Origin of the sequence: Rhodopila globiformis (assembly GCF_002937115.1) — a bacterium.
GTDB classification, from domain to species: domain Bacteria; phylum Pseudomonadota; class Alphaproteobacteria; order Acetobacterales; family Acetobacteraceae; genus Rhodopila; species Rhodopila globiformis.
In genome coordinates, this window is record NZ_NHRY01000201.1 from 1 (window position 1) to 18,477 (window position 18,477).

Here is an 18,477-nt window from a genome sequence, read left to right on the forward strand (position 1 = left end):
CTGAACCGGCCACTTTAGTGGCCAACTGAACCCGGGACCGCGTTAGCGGTCCCGCTTGCCGCTTTGAGCGGCTCACACTCAACGGGCCGCGTCAGCGACCCGCCCGGCCGCTTTGAGCGGCCAACACTATAAAGCCCCCGGCTCTGCCGGGGGATATTTACTCGGAATAGCTCATTGCACAGACTTGGCCTTCTTTTCGAAAAACATGGTTCTCGCACCGGGGGTCGGCCATTGATCATGCTGGGCGTTCCTGGTGCAGAAGTCCTGTGCGAAAGTCGGCTTTGCGTCGGGAACAGTCTTCGGACAGGGCCGTCGGTACAAGAGTCCAGCGACCGCTTTCTGCCCGCTCCCCTTTACGTCGGCCGCCCTGCCCGGCTACCACCACCCGCATGCCCGACGCTATCCCACGCAGCATTCCCCGCGCCGCCCTCGTCACCGGCGGCGCTCAGCGCCTGGGCGGCGCCATGGTGCGCGCACTTGCCCAGGCTGGCTTCGACGTCGCCGTCCACTACCACGCCAGCGAGGTCGAGGCGGAACAACGCTGCGACGAGGTCCGCGCCCTTGGCCGTCGCGCCGTCATCCTCAAGGCCGACCTTGCCACCGAAGCCGAGGTCGAACCCCTGATCACCGCCGCCACCGCGGCGCTCGGCCCCCTCGGCGTCCTGATCAACAACGCCAGCCGGTTCGAGTGGGAGGAATGGACCGACGCCACCCGCGCCACCTGGGACAGCCACATCGAGCCCAACCTGCGCGCCCCGTTCGTCCTGACCCAGGCCTTCGCCCGCGCGCTGCCGGACGACGCGCAGGGCGTGGTGATCAACATGCTCGACCAGCGCGTCTGGTCGCTGACGCCGCACTTCGTCTCCTACACCGTGTCGAAGGCGGCGCTGTGGGCGCTGACCCAGACCATGGCGCTGGCGCTGGCCCCGCGCATCCGGGTCAACGCCATCGGCCCCGGCCCGGCGCTGCCCAGCCCGCGGCAGACGCCGGCGCAGTTCGCCCGCCAGGCGGCCTCGACCCCGCTGCGCCACGGCACCAGCCCGGACGAGGTCGCCCGCGCCATGCTGGCCATCCTGTCGCTGCCGGCGATGACCGGGCAGATGATCGCGCTGGACGGCGGCCAGCACCTGCAATGGGCGCCTACGCGGGACCACGTGGGTCCGGTCGAATGAACCGCCCTGCCCTCTGCTCGCACGCGCAGCGCCTGCGTCATGTGTTCCTGCGCGACATGGTGCTGGACGCCTCCATCGGCGTGCACCCGCACGAGCACGGCGGCCCGCAGCGCGTGCGCATCAACGTCGATCTCGCGGTGGAGGACGAAACCGCCCGGCGCGGCCGGATGGTCGGCCCCGACGAACTCCGCCGCGTGGTGGACTACGAGGCGATCGCCAATCGCATCCGCGGCATCGTCGGCCAGGGCCACGTGCGCCTGGCGGAAACGCTGGCGGAGCGGATCGCCCAGACCTGCATGGTCGACGGCCGCGTCCGCACCGCCCGGGTGCGGGTGGAGAAGCTGGATGTCTTCCCCGACGCCGTCTCCGCCGGGGTGGAGGTGGAACGCCGCCGCCTCAAGCCGGCGCCGCTGAAGCGGTAGCGCGCGCAGGCCGCCGGCCGCTGATCCGGAAACGGGTGCGGACAACAGCTCATTGGTCTATTGGTCCGCAAACGTCCACACCATATGGTAGCGCCGTTATGAGCGAACTGCATCGTGTCACCGCCGATCCGGCCGCCCCTGCCTGCGCGGACTGCGTGTTCGCGTCCGGGACGTGCTTGACCTACTGACCGCGGGCGCCAGCCGCGAGAATATCCTGAACGGCTATCCGCTGCTGGACCCCGGCGATATCACCGCTGCCTTTGAATCCGCGGTCCGGCAAGGCGGCCATGCCGCCCTGGCGTGGCTGATGCCGGTCGCCGTCCTCGCCCGGCCAGCGCCGCCGCAACCCGACTGGGACCATATCGATGAGTGATGACATCATGGGCCGCATCCTGGCAGCGCTGGAGCGGCTGGAGCAGGGCCAAACCCAACTCCGCACCGACCAGGTCCAACTCCGCACCGACCTGATGGCGCGAATGGATCGGCTCCAGCACCGCATGGATAGCCTCGATGAACACCTGACCATGCGCTTCGGCTACGCGGACAATGCGGCGAACCAGGCGTGGTCTGCATCGGAAGGCAGTCGCATCCTGGGCGAGCAACTGCGGTCGCTGGAAAAGCTCCTGCTCAAACTGGAGGCGCGGGTCACGCAACTGGAGGAGCGGTACCATGAGTGATCGGCACGATACCGACGTCCACCCTGGCGCGCTGGCGGCGCTCTTGCCAGCTGCGCCGACGTCCTGGGCGATTTATACGCTGCTGAGCCCCGAGGACCTCACCGGCGCCCTTGAATATGCGGCACGGCAAGGCGACCATTTGATCCTGCGCGGCGCCTGATCCGGTTCCCCGGCCGGCGCGCGATCGCCTCCGGCGCACCGGGGCACGAGCGGAGCACATGGACATCACCGACGACTCCACCCCTCCAGCCCAAACCGGCGTCACGGTCATCGAAGCGGCGCTGACCACCATGCCACAGAGCCCGGGCGTCTATCGCATGCTCGACGCCAAGGGCGATGCGCTCTACGTCGGCAAGGCCCGCGCGCTCGACCGCCGCGTGCGCGCCTACACCCAGATCGGCCGCCTGCCGGAACGGCTGCGCCGCATGGTCTCCGAGACCGCGTCGATGGAGATCGTGACGACGCACACGGAAGCGGAAGCGCTTCTGCTCGAAGCCAACATGATCAAGCGGCTGAAGCCGCGCTTCAACATCGTTCTGCGTGACGACAAGTCCTATCCCTGGGTGATGCTGAGCGGCGACCACCCCTATCCGCAGATCGCCAAGCATCGCGGCGCGCAGGTGCGCAAGGGGTCGTACTACGGCCCGTTCGCCTCGGCCTGGGCAGTGAACCAGACGCTGACCGCGATGCAGCGCGTGTTCCTGCTACGCTCCTGCGCCGACACGGTGTTCGCAACGCGCCAGCGGCCGTGCCTGCTGCACCAGATCAAGCGCTGCTCGGCCCCGTGCGTCGGCCGGATCTCGCCCGAGGACTACGACCGCCTGGTGCAGCAGGCGAAGACCTTCCTGTCCGGCGGCCAGGCTAGCGTGCAGAAGGAACTCGCCGCCGAGATGGAGCAGGCGGTCGAGGTGCTGGAATTCGAGCGGGCCGCGGTGATCCGCGACCGTATCCGCGGACTGACCTTCGTGCAGGGCAGCGACGTGATCAACCCCGCCGACCTGGGCGACGCGGACGTGGTTGCCGTCTGGGCCATCGGCGGCCAGACCTGCGTGCAGGTGTTCTTCGTCCGCGGCGGCCACAACAACGGCAACCGCGCCTTCTTCCCCGCCCATGCCAAAACCGAGGAGGCGCCGGAGGTGCTGCGCGCCTTCATCGCCCAGTTCTACGACGACAAGCCGCCGCCGCCGCAGATCCTGGTCAACCACGGGCTGCCGCAGCAGGATCTGATGGAGGAGGCGCTGTCGATCAAGGCGCAGCGCAAGGTCTCGATCCTGGTGCCGCAGCGTGGCCAGAAGAAGGACGTCGTCGCCCACGCCGAGGTCAACGCGCGTGAGGCGCTGGAACGCAAGCTGGCGGAATCCGCCGGCCAGGCGAAGTTGCTGGAGGGCGTGGCGGAGCTGTTCAGCCTGCCCGGGGCGCCGGAGCGGATCGAGGTGTACGACAACTCCCACATCATGGGCACCAACCCGTACGGCGTGATGATCGTCTCTGGTCCCGAGGGGTTCCAGAAATCCGCCTACCGGAAATTCGGCATCCGCGGGCCGATCACCCCGGGCGACGACTTCGCCATGATGCGCGAGGTGCTGACGCGACGATTTAGCCGCGCGCTGGCGGAACAGGGCACCGGGACGTCGGCCGGGATCATACCCGAGCTTGTGCTGATCGACGGCGGCGCCGGGCAGCTTTCCGCCGCGCAGGCGGTGCTGGCGGACCTGGGGGTCGGGGACGTCAGGCTGGTCGGCATCGCCAAGGGGCCGGACCGCGACGCCGGCCGCGAGTGGTTCCATACGGACGGAAAGGCGCCGTTCCAGCTGCCGCCGCGCGACCCGGTGCTGTATTTCCTGCAGCGCCTGCGCGATGAGGCGCACCGCTTTGCCATCACCTCGCATCGCGCCGGCCGATCGAAGACGCTGCGCACGAGCGAGCTTGACCAGATCGAGGGCATCGGGGCCGCCCGCAAGCGGGCGCTGCTGAACCATTTCGGTTCGTCACGAGGGGTGAAGATGGCGGGCCTGCGCGACCTGGAGGAGGCGCCGGGGATCAGCAAGGAGCTGGCGCAGCGGATCTACGCGCACTTCCATCCGGGGCAGCGGATCGACGGGGTATCCTGACAGGGCGGCGTATGGCGCCGGTCGCGATCGGCTACGACTGCGGGCCGACATAATCCGATGACAGAACCGAGTCGGTTGTTTCATCGCCAGCCACTGGTTCGGTGGGGGCGACACCAGGAGAGAAATGGCCTGCCCTTGTGCCGAACGTGCCGCCCGGCATTCAGCGCGTGCGGCTGCCGAACCGTCCGCGAAGGCCATCATCGGTCCCCCCCCAAAGTACGGGAGAGCCCACATTCCACGGACAATCTCGTCAGCTGGTCGCCGCCCTTGGAATGATGGCAATTCCAGGCCGCCGCGGATGACGATGCCATGAAGTTTGCCCCCCTGGATGCTATCCCGCTTTCACAGGGGGCGCGGACCGTGACATGCAGATCACGTCGGCATGGCGTTCCAGAGGGCGAGTCGTGGTTGACCCGAAGCACTACGCCGTTGAGGAAACCCTGAAGAACGGCACTGCCGTCACCATCCGCGCGGCGCGGCCCGGCGATGGCGACAAGATCCGCGAGGCGTTCAGGAACCTGGAGGCCGAGACAATCTACACCCGGTTCTTCGGCTACAAGACCGAGGTCACCGACGCGGAACTCGCCCGGATTACCGGCTCGGATTTCGACCAGGACGTCGCGCTTCTTGTTACCGTTGGCTCGAACGGGACGGAGACCGTCATCGGCGGAGCCAGTTGTTTCGCGACCGACGCCGCGGCCCCGGATCGCAGCGCGGAAATCGCCTTCACGGTCGAGGAAGACTATCAGGGGCTCGGCATCACCAGCAGCCTTCTGCGGCACCTCGTTCGGATCGCCCGGGACAAGGGCCTGCACCGGCTGGAGGCGGATGTCCTGGCGCGGAACCTGCCGATGCTGTCGGTCTTCAGGCGAAGCGGGCTGCCGATGACGCTACGGCACGAAAATGATACGGTGCATGTGACGCTGTCGTTGCTGCCGCTGGCGGAATGAACCCGTGCCGCGGCATTCGCCGGAAATGCGTTGATCGGAGAGCGACATGTTCCCCAGTCCAAGCCGCGTGTTCCTGACCAAAGGGGTCGGGGTCCATCGCCACGCCCTGAGCGCCTTCGAGTTCGCCTTGCGCGACGCGGATATCGAGCAGCAGAACCTGGTCTATGTCTCATCCATCCTGCCGCCGCGCTGCGCGGTGATCACCCGCGAGGCCGGGGCTGAGTTGCTCAAGCCCGGCGACATCACCTTCTGCGTCATGGCGCGGTCCGAGACGAACGAGCTCGGGCGGCATGTGTATGCCAGCCTTGGCCTGGCGAAGCCGGCCGATCCGAACATGTACGGCTATATTTCGGAACAGCATGGATACGGCATGACCGCCGCGGCGGCCGGCGAACAGGCCGAGGACCTGGCCGCGACCATGCTGGCCTCCACGCTGGGGCTGGATTTCGATCCCGACGCGGCCTGGAACGAGCGCAAGCAGATCTATGAGCACAGCCACCTGATCATCGACAGCACGTCGATCACGGCCACGGCCGAATGCGGCCCGGACAACCACTGGACCTGCGTGGTTGCCGCCGCGGTGTTCCTGTTTTCCTGAAGCGGCAGGTGGGTGCCGTTCCCACGCCGTCATAGCCCGGACAAGCCCCACCGCATGCACGGTTCCGGGGAACGCTTCGCCGCGGCCGTGCCGCAGCAGTGGCGGCCGATTGGCAAGACCATACGGGTGGATAGTCCGCAGGTCTCACCACAGAGACACAGAGACACAGAGCCACAGAGATCAGAACCGCCGCGCCGCCGACGGCTTCGTTGCAACCTCTGTGCCCCTGTGCCTCTGTCGTGACCCATCGTCAGCTTCAACACAGTCTGGCCGTGGTCGGGACGTAGGACCCGGACAAACCCAAAGCCGGCCAGGACGGGTAGCGCCCGATGCAGACACGACGTGGCAGCGGACAGTGCCGCCTTGCCAGACTGGCACGTCTCACCCTGCCTGCGGTTTGCTGGAGCGCCTGTGCGGACGAGCCGGGCCATGACGATCAATGAAGGACCATCCTCCGGCCAGCGTCCTATCGTGATAGCAAAGGGGACTACCCCGGCTCCGCGCTTCAATCGCGGGGAAACTGGCGCGCCCGGAAGGACTCGAACCTCCAACCCCCAGATTCGTAGTCTGGTGCTCTATCCAATTGAGCTACGGGCGCCGTGTGGGAGGCGGGGTGTAGCCGATGCCCCGCCCGGTATCAACCCCCTATGTCGGCGATCCGGAAAGAAATCGCAAAAACCCCGGATCGCGTGTCTTACCAGCTGGTTACGCCGCCAGCTTGTCCAGCTCCCGCAGGATCGACTCGCCCATCACCCCGGTACCGACGCGCGCGCTGCCCGGCGCCATGATGTCCGCCGTCCGTAGCCCGTTGCGCAGCACGTTGGTGCAGGCGGTTTCGATGAGCGCCGCGTCCTCGTCCATGTTGAACGAGTAGCGCAGCAGCATGGCGAAGCTCAGCAACTGCCCCAGCGGGTTGGCGATCCCCTTGCCGGCGATGTCCGGCGCGCTGCCGTGGATCGGCTCATACAGCGCGTGGCGCTTGCCCGAGGCCTGCACCGCGCCCAGCGTCGCCGAGGGCAACATGCCCAGCGACCCGGTCAGCATCGAAGCCAGGTCCGACAGCAGGTCGCCGAAAATGTTCGACGTCACGATCACGTCGAACTGCCGCGGGTTGCGCACCAGCTGCATGGCGCAATTGTCGGCGTACATGTGCGACAGCTCGACGTCCGGGAATTCCCGCTCGCGCAGCGCCGTCATGGTCTGGCGCCAGAACAGGCCGGACTGCATGACGTTGGCCTTCTCGACGCTGCACACCCGGTTCTGCCGCTTGCGCGCCAGCTCGAACGCCACCCGGCCGACGCGCTCGATCTCGTTGGTGGTGTAGGTCTCGGTGTCGAAGCCGCGCTTCTGGCCGTCGGGCAGCTCCTCCACCCCGCGCGGCTCGCCGAAATAGATGCCGCCGGTGCTTTCGCGGACGATCATCAGGTCCAGCCCGCGCACCACCTCGGGCTTCAGCGTGGAGGCGTCCACCAGCGGCTCCAGCACCGTCGCCGGGCGCAGGTTGGCGAACAGGTCCAGCTCCTTGCGCAGGCGCAGGATGGCGATCTCCGGGCGGAGCTGGAAGCCCAGCTTGTCCCACTTCGGCCCGCCGACGGAGCCGAACAGGATGGCGTCGGCGTCCTTCGCCTTCTGCATCGTCGCGTCGGTGATCGGCTCGCCATAGGCGTCGATGCCGGCGCCGCCGACATGGTCGTCCGAGATGTCGAACGAGACCATGCGGCGGCGGTCCATCCAGTCGATGACGCGGCGGACCTCGCGCATGACCTCGGGGCCGATGCCGTCCCCGGGGAGGATGAGAAGCTTCTTGTTGGCGGACATCGTTGCGGTCCTTCAGGCTGCGGTGGTGGCCGGCATCCAGGGCTGGTCCTGCCGGCGGTTGGTTTCGTACCGGTCGATCCCGGCTTCATGCTGCAGGGTCTGGCCGATATCGTCGAGGCCGTTCAGCAGCAGATGCTTGCGGAATGAATCGATCTCGAAGCGGATTTCCTCGCCGTTCGGGCGGACGACGACCTGCCGCTCGAGATCGACGGTCAGGCGGGCATTGTCGCCCTGTCGGGCATCCTCGATCAACTGGTCGCACACCGTGCGCGGCAGGCGGATCGGCAGGATGCCGTTCTTGAAGCTGTTGTTGTGGAAGATGTCGGCGAAATCCGGCGCGATGACGCAGCGGATGCCGAAATCCAGCAGCGCCCACGGGGCATGCTCGCGCGACGAGCCGCAGCCGAAGTTTTCGTGCGCGATCAGGATCTGCGCCTTGCGATACGGTTCCTGGTTCAGGATGAAATCCGGGTTCTCCGAGCCATCCTTGTTGTAGCGGAGCGGGTCGAACAGGTGCACGCCCAGGCCCGACCGCTTGATGGTCTTGAGGAAGCGCGCCGGGATGATCTTGTCGGTATCGACGTTCTGCATCGGCATCGGCGCGGCGATGGCGGTCAGTGTGGTGAAGGCTTGCATGACGGTGTTTCCCTGCCCTTCTCGTCAACCCAACTGCCGCACGTCGGTCAACCGCCCGGTCACCGCCGCGGCGGCGGCCATCGCCGGCGAGACCAGGTGTGTCCGGCCGTTCGGGCCCTGGCGCCCCTCGAAGTTGCGGTTCGAGGTGCTGGCACACCGCTGGCCCGGGGTCAGCTTGTCGGGGTTCATCCCCAGGCACATCGAGCAGCACGGCTCACGCCACTCGAACCCCGCCTCCAGCAGGATGCGGTCCAGCCCCTCTTCCTCCGCCTGGTGCTTGACCAGGCCAGAGCCCGGCACCACCAGCGCCTGTACACCGGCGGCGACCTTGCGGCCCCGGGCAATGGCGGCGGCGGCGCGGATGTCCTCGATCCGGCCGTTGGTGCAGGAGCCGATGAACACCACGTCGATCGGCACGTCCTGCAGCGCCTGGCCGGGCGTCAGCGCCATGTATTCCAGCATGCGGTTCATCTGCGCCCGCTTCGCCTCGTCCGGCTCGTCGGCCGGGTTCGGCACCACGCCGGTCACCGGCACCACCGCGCCGGGCGTCGTGCCCCAGGTGACCATCGGCGCGATCTCGTCCGTGGTCAGGCGCACAACGGTGTCGTAATGCGCGTCCGGATCGGTGGGCAGCGTCTTCCAGTACGCCACCGCCTGCTCGAACGCCCCGGCCTTGGGGGCGAACTGCCGGCCGCGCAGGAAGTCGAACGTGGTCTGGTCCGGCGCGATCAGGCCGGCGCGGGCGCCCGCCTCGATCGACATGTTGCTGATGGTGCAGCGCCCCGCCATGTCCAGCGCCCGGATCGTGTCGCCGGTGTATTCAATCACGTGCCCGTTGCCGCCAGCCGTGCCGATCTTGCCGATGATCGCCAGCACGATGTCCTTGGCCGAGCAGCCGGCGCCGAGCGTGCCGGAGACGTCGACCTGCATGTTCTTCGCCGGCTTCTGCAGCAACGTCTGCGTCGCCATCACATGCTCGACTTCCGAGGTGCCGATGCCGAACGCCAGCGCTCCCAGCGCGCCATGCGTCGAGGTATGGCTGTCACCGCAGACGATCGTCGTGCCCGGCAGCGACAGCCCCAGCTCCGGCCCGATGATGTGGACGATGCCCTGCCGCACGTCCAGGATGGGGATGTACGGCACGCCGAACTCGACGACGTTCTTCTCCAGGGTCTGCACCTGGATGCGGCTGTCCTCCTCCTTGATGTCGGACGGCACGCGGGAGCCGATGGTGGGGATGTTGTGGTCCGCCACGGCGATGGTGCAGTCCGGACGGCGTACCTTGCGACCGGCCATGCGCAGCCCCTCGAACGCCTGCGGGCTGGTCACCTCGTGCACGAGGTGGCGGTCGATGTAGAGGATGCAGGTTCCGTCCGGAAGTCTCTCGACGACGTGGCTGTCCCAGATCTTGTCGAAAAGGGTGCGTGGCCTGCTGGCGGACATGTCTGCTCCCGACAGTGTTGCGGATGAAAGGGTTGATTTGAACGAACACGCCGGGTTGTGCAACCCGTTCGCTGTTCAGTCCTGGCGTTGCAGCCATGCAACCGCGCCCCGCGCCGCCGCGACGCCGGTGCTGAAGCAGGCCTGCAGCAGGTAGCCGCCCGTCGGCGCCTCCCAGTCCAGCATCTCCCCCGCCGCGAACACCCCCGGCCGATCGGCCAGCATCAGGGCGGGGGTCAGGGCGTCGAGGCGCAGGCCGCCGGCGGAGGAGATGGCACGCGCCAGCGGCGCCGGCGCCAGCAGCTGCAGCGGCAGGGCCTTGACCAGCGTTGCCAGGTCGCCGGTTTCGCCCGCATGCAGCGCCTCCTGCACCAAGCCGATGGCAATCGGCGGCAATCCGGCCTGCTTGCGCAGCACATTGGCCAGCGACTGGCCGCGCCGCGGGCCTCCCAGCCGGTCAGCCAGCGTCGCCTGGTCGAGGTCGGGGCGCAGGTCGAGCGCGATCGTCGCCGCGCCGTCCGCCGCGATGGCGTCGCGCAGGCGGGCCGACAACGCATAGACCGCGCCGCCCTCCAGGCCGGTCGCGGTGACCACCGCCTCGCCGCGCACCACGGCGTTGCCGAAGCGGATGGCGATGCGCTTCAGCGGCGTGCCGGCGAAGCGGTCGCGCAGGTGCGCCGACCAGTCCACGACGAAGCCGCAATTGGCCGGCCGGAATGGCGCGACCACGCCCGGCAGGTGCGCCACCCAGGCGGCATCCGAGCCAAGCCGCGGCCACGACGCGCCGCCGCACGCCAGGATCGTCACGTCCGGGCGCACGGGATCGGCGCCGTCGAAGCACAGGGCGCCATCCGCGTCCCAGCCGGCCCAGCGATGCCGCACCCGCAGGTGAACGCCGAGATCCCCCAGGCGGCGGAGCCAGGCGCGCAGCAAGGGCGAGGCTTTCATGGCGGTGGGAAACACCCGCCCGCTGGAGCCAATGAATGTCGGTTGGCCGAGGCCGTGGCACCACGCGACCAGCGCTTCAGGGGGAAAAGCCTGGATCATCGGCTCCAGCCAGGCGCGGGCGGCGCCGTAGCGAGACAGGAACTGCGGCAGCGGCTCGGAATGGGTCAGGTTCAGGCCGCCGCGCCCGGCCATCAGCAGCTTGCGGCCGATGGAGGGCATGTGATCGTGGATGGTGACGGACAGGCCGGCTTGCGCCAGGACCTCGGCGGCCATCAGGCCGGCCGGGCCTCCGCCGATGATGGCGGCTGAGTGGGTCAAGTGGAATCCTTGATCAGGAATGTCAGGACGAGTGGAGCGCTTCCATCCCGCGTTTGCCGCGCCCGATCAAGCGGTCGCGCCGGCGCAACCCGGTGGATGAATGGCGGGACCAGCCCCCCCTGCAAATTGTCGCATGCCGTCCTTGGCATACGCCGGTCTGGCTCCTCTCTCGCGGCAGACCACAAACATCAAGCTACATTCACACGACAGACGCATGCCGATCTGGTTTCTCGAATACTTGACTCTACAGCAACGAATGCGGCATGTTGCCGAACAGAAAAAATTGCATTGATTGGGTTTGTTGTCTTGATCCGATCTGGAGCTGAACTCAATGATAGCTGTATGCAAAGCTGATACACTGGTCCCAGGACATTCGGACGAAAATCTGTCAAAAAACCATCGACTGCTTGTGCACGAAGCGCACGGGAACTGGACCGGCACGCCAAGTGATCGGTTCGTAAACGAGCATGCCTGGGTCCTTTCAAAAGGAACCAGCCGAAGACTATGGAAATATGACAAGACCAGGAAGACCTACGTCCTGCTGCCCGATGCAGAACAAAAACTGCTGGCGTTTCTTGATTACCTTCGCAATCAGCGCGAACCGCGCTCCTGGAGTCCAGGACCGGCTCGCCGATAGGATCCCCGGGGCGCGACCGCTTGCTTCAATCCGGCCGGGTGACGTGATGCTTATGAATCACGCCGCCCGCTCCTGCCGCCGGGTGGTAACCACCGCGTAGCCCGGGCCATCGACCCGTGCACCGGTCGCCGGATCCACCAGGACCGGATCGACCGGCTGCCCGGTCGCGGTGTTGACGATCCTCACCTCCCGGTCGTCCGGGGGGAAATGTTTGTTGCCGAACGCCAGCATCGCCAGCAGCACCGGGCGGAAATCGCGGCCGCGCGCGGTCAGCACGTACTCGTCGCGCGGCGGCCGTTCCGAGTAGCGCCGCCGCTCCAGCAACCCGGCCTCCACCAGCGCGGCCAGCCGGCGCGTCAGCATGTTCGGCGCGATGCCCAGGCTTTCGCTGAACCCGTCGAACCGCGTCACGCCGCGGAACGCATCGCGCAGGATCAACATGCTCCACCACTCGCCCACATGCTCAAGGCCGCGGGCGATGGGACACTGCATGGTGCTGAAGCTCTTGCGCTGCATACGGACTCGACCCACTGTGAGACTACGATGTTAATAGTTGGTGAGACGGAGGGAGAACGTCAATGGGCTGCCGCCTCGTCGCCGGCGCCGCCACGGCCCGCTTCCCGCCCGTGCGGGCTGAATCGCCGTCAGCCGGCATGAAACAGCTGGCGGTCGCACCTGCCGCCGCGCGACGCCCGGACCTGTGATCCCGATCTCCGCCGCTGTCAGAAACCCTGGTGAGGACAATGCCCATGGACGTGGAATTCCATTTCGACTTCGGCAGCCCGAACGCCTATCTGGCGCACCGCGTCATCCCGGCCATTGAGGCGCGCACCGGGGTCCGCTTCCGCTACGTGCCGGTGCTGCTCGGCGGCGTGTTCAAGGCCACCGGCAACCGCTCGCCGCTGGAGGCGTTCGCCGGCATCCGCAACAAGCTGGCCTATGAGCAGCTGGAAACCGAGCGCTTCATCCGCGGCCACCGCATCGAGGGCTTCCGGCGCAACCCGTTCTTCCCGGTGAACACGTTGACCATCATGCGCGGCGCGGCGGCGGCCGAGCTGGACGGCGGACTGGCGGCTTACGTGGACGCGGTATTTCACCACATGTGGGAGGACCCGAAGAAGATGGACGATCCCGCGGTGATCCGGGCGGCACTGGCGGAGTCCGGGCTGGATGCGGCAAAGATCCTGGCGCGCACCCAGGATGCGGACGTGAAGGCAAGGCTGATCGCCAACACCGAGCAGTCCGTCGCCCGCGGCACCTTCGGATCGCCGACCTTCTTTGTCGGCGACGCCATCTACTTCGGCAAGGATCGGCTACGCGACGTCGAGGAGGCGATTGCCGGACCCGCCTGAGGTGACAGGCCGGGACCGTGGATGGCTTTTCCGGCTTCTGCGGGCTCCTCGCCATGGTCGTCGCGGGCGGCAGCAAGCGGGTCGGGCCTGCGGCGCCTGCGACGGGCCGGTGGCAAAGGAACCCGCGCCGCCGATCGTCGTTGTCAGTATGCCCCGGCGAAGCTTATCCTTGCATACCACGAACGGAATCTGGCGGATTCGATGCGTCGCGGCCTTCCCTTGATGATCCTGTTGCTGGCCATGAGTGCGTGCGAGGCGCCGCCGCCGGATTACGGCTATGGCGCGCCCGCCTATCCACCATCCGGCTATCCACCATCCGGCTATCCACCATCCGGCTATCCACCATCCGCCTATCCACCATCCGCCTACTCCCCATCCGGCTATCCACCATACGGCTACGCGCCGGCCCCCTATGGCGAGTCGGTTTATCCCGGCTTCAGCGACAACGGCGACGTGCCGATGATCATCGCGGGCGGCGTGACGGTGCCGCTGGTCGTGCTTGGCGGCGAATGGGGCTACTACGACCGGGAACGGCACTGGCATCGGGCGCCTGAACCAGTTGCGCGCTACCTGCATGAGCATCCGAGGCCGGGCTGGAGCGGCCGTCCGGGCGCGCCTCCGCCAGCAGGCGGCCGTTTCGCTGCGCCGGCATCACCCCCTGGCGTTCCACCGCGGAATGAGGGACGCTTCGCCGGTCCGCCGCCGGGCGAACATTTCGGATCGCCACACGGCGCGCCGCCATCGGGTGCCGAGCCGCCGGGAGGCCGGCCATTCGGTGAACCACCGCCCGGCGCGCCGCCACGCAACGAACGCTTCGGCGGTCCGTCACAGTACGAACATTTCGGATCGCCACCCGGCGCACCGCCACCGGGTGCCCAGCCGCCAGGGGGGCACCCACTTGGCGGACCACCGCCCGGCGCGCCGCCACGCAACGAACGCTTCGGCGGTCCGTCACAGTACGAACATTTCGGATCGTCACCTGGCGCACCGCCACCGGGTGCCCAGCCGCCAGGGGGGCACCCACTTGGCGGACCACCGCCCGGCGCGCCGCCAGGGGGCGGACGCTTTGCCGGCCCGCCACCGGGTCGGCCACCCGAGGCCGCGCGACCCGCTCCGGCGCCTGAGCAGCGGCATCAGCCGCACGCCTGCCCGCCCGGCCAGCGCTGCTGACCTCGGACGCGCGGATGTTGCACCAGCCCGCGGTGGCGACCGTAGGCTGGTCTTCCACGGAAATGCTTGCCGCTCCGCCGTAAACAGGAACTTTCCGGTGCCGCGTGACGATGAGGGCTGCGCTTTGCTGCACCCCCGCCACCGGAAACCGGCCCAGCGGCGAGCGCCGCCGGGCCCGGCCGTTCAGACAGCGTGGACCCTGGCTTCACGCTGCCAGAAGCGCAGCTTGCGGCACGCCTCGACAAACCGCCTGGCGTCGGCGGCGCTGTTCAGCGCGATCATGCCTTCGTCCATTTCGGTCAGCCCGGCCTTTTCGAACAGCGGCTTCGCGCTCTCGGCGTAGCCGATGAACTTGGCGTGGGCATAGGCGTCGTTGACGAAGTCCCGCGCCGTTGCCTCCCGCGCCAGCAGCTTCGCGCCCTCGGCCGAGGGGATGACGACAACCGCGTCATACAGCACCGACGGGCCGCCGTTGATCTTCTGTTGCGCTGCATGCTTCTTGCCGGCGCTGCAGGTGAAGCCACCCACCTTCGGCGCGACGAACTCCAGCATGGCGCCTTCCGTCTTCACCGCCTCCATGACGCCCTTCAGCACATCGGCGTTGGTGCCGTCGCTGACCAGCACGCCGATCTTGCGGCCCTTGAAGGAGTTGGGGGCGTTGCCGACGATGCTGAGCGCCGGGGACGGCTTCAGGTCCCGGATCACCGGCCGGGCCGGTTCGGCCGCGGCGGGCATGGCGTCCAGGCCGATGCCCTCGGCCACGCGCTTCGCCAGGGCGTCATCGACGTTCAGCAGGTGCGACACCACGCGGGCGCGGATCGCCGGCGTTTCGACCTTGCTCAGTTCGAAGACGAAGGCGTCCTTGATGTGGGTCTGCTCGACCGCCGCCTGGCTCAGGTAGAACTGCCGCGCCTGGCTGTAGTGATCGGCGAACAATTCCGCCCGCACCCGCCGCTTCTCGCCGCTTTCCACCACCGGAACCGAGTGGAAGCCGCGTTCCGGCGTCTCACGCGGGCCGCCCTGGGCGGGGCCCCAGGAATTCGGCTCGTAGTTGGCCCGGCCTTTCGGGTTGTACATCGCCATGTGCCCGTCCTGCTGGAAGTGGGCGAACGGGCATTTCGGCGCATTGATCGGCAGGTAGGTGAAATTGGGGCTGCCGAGGCGCTTGAGCTGCGTGTCCAGGTAGGAGAAATTCCGCCCTTGCAGCAGCGGATCGTTGGTGAAATCGACGCCGGGCACGATGTTCTGCGTGCAGAACGCCACCTGCTCGGTTTCTGCGAAGAAATTGTCCACCACGCGGTCGAGCACCAGGCGTCCCACCTTGCGGATCGGGATGGTTTCCTCGGGAATGATCTTCGTGGCGTCCAGGATGTCGAACTCGAACTTGTCGGCGAAGGCGTCGTCGAACAGCTGCAGCCCCAGCTCCCATTCCGGGAAGTCGCCGTTCTGGATCGCGTTCCACATGTCCCGCCGGTGGAAATCCGGGTCCGCGCCGTTGATCTTGAGGGCTTCGTTCCACGCCACGGACTGCATGCCGAGCTTCGGTTTCCAATGGAATTTCACGTAGGTGGACCTGCCCTGCGCGTTGACCAGGCGGAAGGTGTGGACGCCGAAGCCCTCCATGAAGCGGAACCCGCGGGGGATCGTCCGGTCGGACATGATCCACAGCAGCATGTTGACGGATTCCGGGCTCAGCGACACGAAGTCCCAGAAATTGTCGTGCGCCGTCTGCGCCTGCGGGAAGCCGCGGTCGGGCTCCTGCTTGGCGGCGTGGATCAGGTCGGGGAACTTGATCGCGTCCTGGATGAAGAACACCGGGATGTTGTTGCCGACGATGTCCCAGTTGCCCTCCTTGGTGTAGAGCTTCACCGCGAACCCACGCACGTCGCGCGGCAGGTCGGGCGATCCCTTGTTGCCGGCGACGGTGGAGAAGCGGACGAAGGCGGGGGTCTTCTCGCCGGCGCGCTGGAAGATGTCGGCCTTGGTGATGTCGGAGAGGGACTCGGTCAGCTCGAAATAGCCGTGCGCGCCGAAGCCGCGGGCGTGCACGACGCGCTCCGGGATGCGTTCGTGGTCGAAGTGGAAGATTTTCTCGCGGAAATGGAAATCCTCCAGCAGCGTCGGTCCGCGCGCGCCGGCGCGGAGGGAATTCTGGTCGTCCGCGACCGGAACGCCTTGCTGGGTCGTCAGCACGGGGGTATCGCCGCGGGCGACCTGATGCGTCTCGCCGCCCTGGCCGCGCAGGATGTCGGCCTCGGCCATGCGGGCGGGCTTGAGGTTGTCAGCAGGTTTATCAACGGCCATGCGGCACCTTTCAATGAAACGGACCCATTCAGCGTACAGCGCAAGCGCGCTGCTCGCCGCATGGGGCCGTAACGCCGCGATGCCATCGGCGTTTGCGGCAGGTGCGTTAAATCCCGCCCAGACCGGCGGGAGTTGATCGCCAAGTGTGGTTGATCGCCAGCACCGTGCCGGCGGTATGGGCGCAGGTTGGCGGGGCGGATACGCGCGCAATCATGCGGGACGTCCAGAACATAGGACGACGTCGGCGGCACACCATCCGCGCCGCCGCCAGGACCTGATTCCAGGTCATCTGATACGTCCCGGGCCAGGGCTTCTTCTGTGCGTGCCTCTGGCGGCGCTGATTTTGGTTGATGGCAAATCGTGTGATGACCTCTTCTACAACCGGATGAGGGAAGTCTCGGGGTCGATTTCCGGTCCCTCGTCCCAGCTGTCCGGGTCGAACGGGTTCACCAGCTTCACGCCCGTGCGGCGGAAGTCGCCCGGGTTCTCGGTCGCCACGCCATAGCCCCTGGGCAGCGCCGTCGCTGCGATCGCCTTGTCTCCGTCCTTCAGGGACGGGAACTGGACCGACGTCTCTGCCCACGTCTCGGCCACGACCATGTCGATCGGCTCCAGCCGATCGGCGAAGCGTCCGGTCAGTTCGTCATACCAGGCCCGCTTCCAGTCGAGGCGGGCCTGCTCCCGCGCTCGCACCTTTCGGTCTGCCGTCGCCACGATCCTGGCTTCGAGGAGGAACAGGCCGCGGCGCATCTCCGCGACTGTGGCTACGCTGATCCGCACAAGCCGGGCGTTCCGCCGGAGCCATTCGACCCGGTTGGGATCGGCCTCGACGTCGCCGCGGTTCGACAGCACATTGGTGTCGACGACCCAGCCGAGCGGCGCCTCAGCCACTGCTGGAGAGGCTTATCCCGACAGGCTCCGCCTCGCCCGGCGCGAATGGCGAGCGTGCCGGCAGGCTGGCGAAGTTGGCGTCGGCCTGCCGCACGAGGCGCCGATACTCGTCCGGCGACAGCACGACTGCCACCGGCTCCTTGTGGCGCATGATGACCTGCGGCCCTGCGCCTGCGGCTTCGACCAATTCGCTGAAGCGTTGCTTGGCATCCACCGTCTGCCACTGCGGCATAGTGGCCTCCAGTTCTGAAATATGGACATAATGGACGTTTTTTCGTGGATTCAAGCCGTACGGTGAACCGTGGTTGCCTGCGTTTCCCGGGACCGCGCGGTGCGAGGGTTTTCTGGATGGAAAGCTCGCTGTCGGCCGAATTCGACGAGCGGCAGCGCGTTGACCTGGAGCGGCGCTTGGCAGGCCACCTGTGACAGCGCATGCCAGAGGGTGAGAGAAAGCCTTCAGGGCTTCCGGTATTTCTCCGGCCCGATCACCTCGGGCACGCCCTCGGCGGCTTCGAAAGCCTCCGGCGTCAGCCATGGCAGCGGGCGACCACGGGCTGCCTTCAGGCGAGCCCGGGCTTCCTCTATCGTGGGGATGGACGCGGCCGCACTATTTGGCCGCCTGCTTTTGGCGGCAGCTTCAACTCTGCGGCGGGTCTCAAGGAAGCGGGAAATCGTCACAGTCATTGCTCCTGCGACAATATGGGGCTTCCCGCCGGGGATTCACAAGCTCAAATCCCAGGAACCGAGAGCAATAAAACCGGATCGCCTCGGGCAGCGGCTCCACCAAGCGTAATTCAGTCTTGCCGAAGGCAATGGCATAGACCTGCAAGGCGGTGATCGCTATCTCAGCCACCTTGAAATGCAGCGGGTGACCTGGATCTGGGGAGCCTTCCAGGTAGTACAGTGATACCAACGGCCCTATCCGGTGACCGTTATTGCTGCCCATTTGCGCTGGGTCAGGGAAGCAATCCGTTCCGGCATTTGCATGAGCTTGTTCCAGGCCTCGCAGCAGGCATCGACAACCGCCTTGTAG

At 67.1% G+C, this 18,477-nt stretch carries 17 protein-coding genes, 1 tRNA gene and 1 pseudogene; 9 read left to right on the plus strand and 10 right to left on the minus strand.

Annotation, left to right across the window (positions count from 1 at the left end):
* The first annotated feature begins 389 nt into the window (after positions 1–389).
* The 8 genes and pseudogenes from CCS01_RS18540 to CCS01_RS18570 all read left to right on the plus strand — a co-directional run bounded on the left by CCS01_RS18540 (position 390) and on the right by CCS01_RS18570 (position 5,930).
* Positions 390–1,172: an SDR family oxidoreductase gene (locus CCS01_RS18540; protein ID WP_104520258.1), complete on the plus strand. Its 783-nt coding sequence runs from the start codon at positions 390–392 to the stop codon at positions 1,170–1,172.
* Entirely contained in the window at positions 1,169–1,594 is a 426-nt protein-coding gene (locus CCS01_RS18545) for a dihydroneopterin aldolase (protein ID WP_104520259.1), read from the plus strand. Before CCS01_RS18540 ends, CCS01_RS18545 begins: the two co-directional genes overlap by 4 nt.
* 136 nt (positions 1,595–1,730) lie before the next feature.
* Positions 1,731–1,967, plus strand: a pseudogene (locus CCS01_RS18550) (DUF433 domain-containing protein); the annotation flags it as partial.
* Positions 1,960–2,271 (plus strand): hypothetical protein, encoded by a 312-nt coding sequence (locus CCS01_RS18555; RefSeq protein WP_146101837.1) that lies wholly within the window; start codon positions 1,960–1,962, stop codon positions 2,269–2,271. The pseudogene CCS01_RS18550 and the gene CCS01_RS18555, both read left to right, overlap by 8 nt.
* Positions 2,264–2,431, plus strand: a complete 168-nt coding sequence (locus CCS01_RS33825; protein WP_158258480.1) for a hypothetical protein — start codon at positions 2,264–2,266, stop codon at positions 2,429–2,431. Before CCS01_RS18555 ends, CCS01_RS33825 begins: the two co-directional genes overlap by 8 nt.
* A gap of 58 nt (positions 2,432–2,489) precedes the next feature.
* Entirely contained in the window at positions 2,490–4,382 is a 1,893-nt protein-coding gene (uvrC, locus tag CCS01_RS18560; RefSeq protein WP_104520262.1) for an excinuclease ABC subunit UvrC, read from the plus strand.
* A gap of 404 nt (positions 4,383–4,786) precedes the next feature.
* Positions 4,787–5,332: a GNAT family N-acetyltransferase gene (locus CCS01_RS18565; protein ID WP_158258481.1), complete on the plus strand. Its 546-nt coding sequence runs from the start codon at positions 4,787–4,789 to the stop codon at positions 5,330–5,332.
* A gap of 46 nt (positions 5,333–5,378) precedes the next feature.
* A complete protein-coding gene (locus CCS01_RS18570; RefSeq protein ID WP_104520264.1) occupies positions 5,379–5,930 on the plus strand; it encodes a pyruvoyl-dependent arginine decarboxylase in 552 nt (183 codons plus the stop codon).
* A 521-nt stretch (positions 5,931–6,451) separates the two neighbouring features.
* Here the strand turns inward: CCS01_RS18570 and CCS01_RS18575 are convergent.
* The 6 genes from CCS01_RS18575 to CCS01_RS18600 form a co-directional block, all read right to left on the minus strand.
* Positions 6,452–6,528 (minus strand) — tRNA-Arg (locus tag CCS01_RS18575).
* Positions 6,529–6,635: 107 nt separating this feature from the next.
* Positions 6,636–7,748, minus strand: coding sequence for a 3-isopropylmalate dehydrogenase (gene leuB / locus CCS01_RS18580; RefSeq protein ID WP_104520265.1), 1,113 nt, complete (start codon positions 7,746–7,748; stop codon positions 6,636–6,638).
* A 12-nt stretch (positions 7,749–7,760) separates the two neighbouring features.
* Complete coding sequence (gene leuD, locus CCS01_RS18585) at positions 7,761–8,384, minus strand: 3-isopropylmalate dehydratase small subunit (RefSeq protein ID WP_104520266.1); 624 nt, start codon at positions 8,382–8,384, stop codon at positions 7,761–7,763.
* Between the two features lie 24 nt (positions 8,385–8,408).
* Entirely contained in the window at positions 8,409–9,827 is a 1,419-nt protein-coding gene (leuC, locus tag CCS01_RS18590; RefSeq protein WP_104520267.1) for a 3-isopropylmalate dehydratase large subunit, read from the minus strand.
* 75 nt (positions 9,828–9,902) lie between these two features.
* On the minus strand, positions 9,903–11,090 hold the full coding sequence (locus CCS01_RS18595; protein ID WP_204848346.1) for a TIGR03862 family flavoprotein: 1,188 nt from the start codon (positions 11,088–11,090) through the stop codon (positions 9,903–9,905).
* A gap of 694 nt (positions 11,091–11,784) precedes the next feature.
* A complete protein-coding gene (locus CCS01_RS18600) occupies positions 11,785–12,243 on the minus strand; it encodes a winged helix-turn-helix transcriptional regulator (RefSeq protein ID WP_104520268.1) in 459 nt (152 codons plus the stop codon).
* A 233-nt stretch (positions 12,244–12,476) separates the two neighbouring features.
* On the opposite strand from CCS01_RS18600, the gene CCS01_RS18605 reads away from it, so the two are divergent.
* A complete protein-coding gene (locus CCS01_RS18605; RefSeq protein WP_239992234.1) occupies positions 12,477–13,079 on the plus strand; it encodes a 2-hydroxychromene-2-carboxylate isomerase in 603 nt (200 codons plus the stop codon).
* 1,353 nt (positions 13,080–14,432) lie between these two features.
* Here CCS01_RS18605 and katE read toward each other — a convergent pair.
* The 4 genes from katE to CCS01_RS32995 form a co-directional block, all read right to left on the minus strand.
* Positions 14,433–16,511, minus strand: a complete 2,079-nt coding sequence (katE, locus tag CCS01_RS18615) for a catalase (protein WP_239992236.1) — start codon at positions 16,509–16,511, stop codon at positions 14,433–14,435.
* 417 nt (positions 16,512–16,928) lie between these two features.
* Entirely contained in the window at positions 16,929–17,444 is a 516-nt protein-coding gene (locus CCS01_RS18620; protein ID WP_104520271.1) for a PIN domain-containing protein, read from the minus strand.
* Positions 17,437–17,676: a type II toxin-antitoxin system Phd/YefM family antitoxin gene (locus tag CCS01_RS18625; protein ID WP_104520272.1), complete on the minus strand. Its 240-nt coding sequence runs from the start codon at positions 17,674–17,676 to the stop codon at positions 17,437–17,439. Before CCS01_RS18625 ends, CCS01_RS18620 begins: the two co-directional genes overlap by 8 nt.
* A 423-nt stretch (positions 17,677–18,099) precedes the next feature.
* Complete coding sequence (locus CCS01_RS32995) at positions 18,100–18,357, minus strand: hypothetical protein (protein WP_146101839.1); 258 nt, start codon at positions 18,355–18,357, stop codon at positions 18,100–18,102.
* Positions 18,358–18,477 lie beyond the last annotated feature (120 nt).

Bases quoted from the DNA above. Each gene is read 5' to 3' on its own strand.
- CCS01_RS18540 (WP_104520258.1), top strand. From the start codon at position 390: ATGCCCGACGCTATCCCACGCAGCATTCCCCGCGCCGCCCTCGTCACC.
- CCS01_RS18545 (WP_104520259.1), top strand. From the start codon at position 1,169: ATGAACCGCCCTGCCCTCTGCTCGCACGCGCAGCGCCTGCGTCATGTG.
- CCS01_RS18555 (WP_146101837.1), top strand. From the start codon at position 1,960: ATGAGTGATGACATCATGGGCCGCATCCTGGCAGCGCTGGAGCGGCTG.
- CCS01_RS33825 (WP_158258480.1), top strand. From the start codon at position 2,264: ATGAGTGATCGGCACGATACCGACGTCCACCCTGGCGCGCTGGCGGCG.
- uvrC (WP_104520262.1), top strand. From the start codon at position 2,490: ATGGACATCACCGACGACTCCACCCCTCCAGCCCAAACCGGCGTCACG.
- CCS01_RS18570 (WP_104520264.1), top strand. From the start codon at position 5,379: ATGTTCCCCAGTCCAAGCCGCGTGTTCCTGACCAAAGGGGTCGGGGTC.
- leuB (WP_104520265.1), bottom strand. From the start codon at position 7,748: ATGTCCGCCAACAAGAAGCTTCTCATCCTCCCCGGGGACGGCATCGGC.
- leuD (WP_104520266.1), bottom strand. From the start codon at position 8,384: ATGCAAGCCTTCACCACACTGACCGCCATCGCCGCGCCGATGCCGATG.
- leuC (WP_104520267.1), bottom strand. From the start codon at position 9,827: ATGTCCGCCAGCAGGCCACGCACCCTTTTCGACAAGATCTGGGACAGC.
- CCS01_RS18600 (WP_104520268.1), bottom strand. From the start codon at position 12,243: ATGCAGCGCAAGAGCTTCAGCACCATGCAGTGTCCCATCGCCCGCGGC.
- CCS01_RS18605 (WP_239992234.1), top strand. From the start codon at position 12,477: ATGGACGTGGAATTCCATTTCGACTTCGGCAGCCCGAACGCCTATCTG.
- katE (WP_239992236.1), bottom strand. From the start codon at position 16,511: ATGGCCGAGGCCGACATCCTGCGCGGCCAGGGCGGCGAGACGCATCAG.
- CCS01_RS18625 (WP_104520272.1), bottom strand. From the start codon at position 17,676: ATGCCGCAGTGGCAGACGGTGGATGCCAAGCAACGCTTCAGCGAATTG.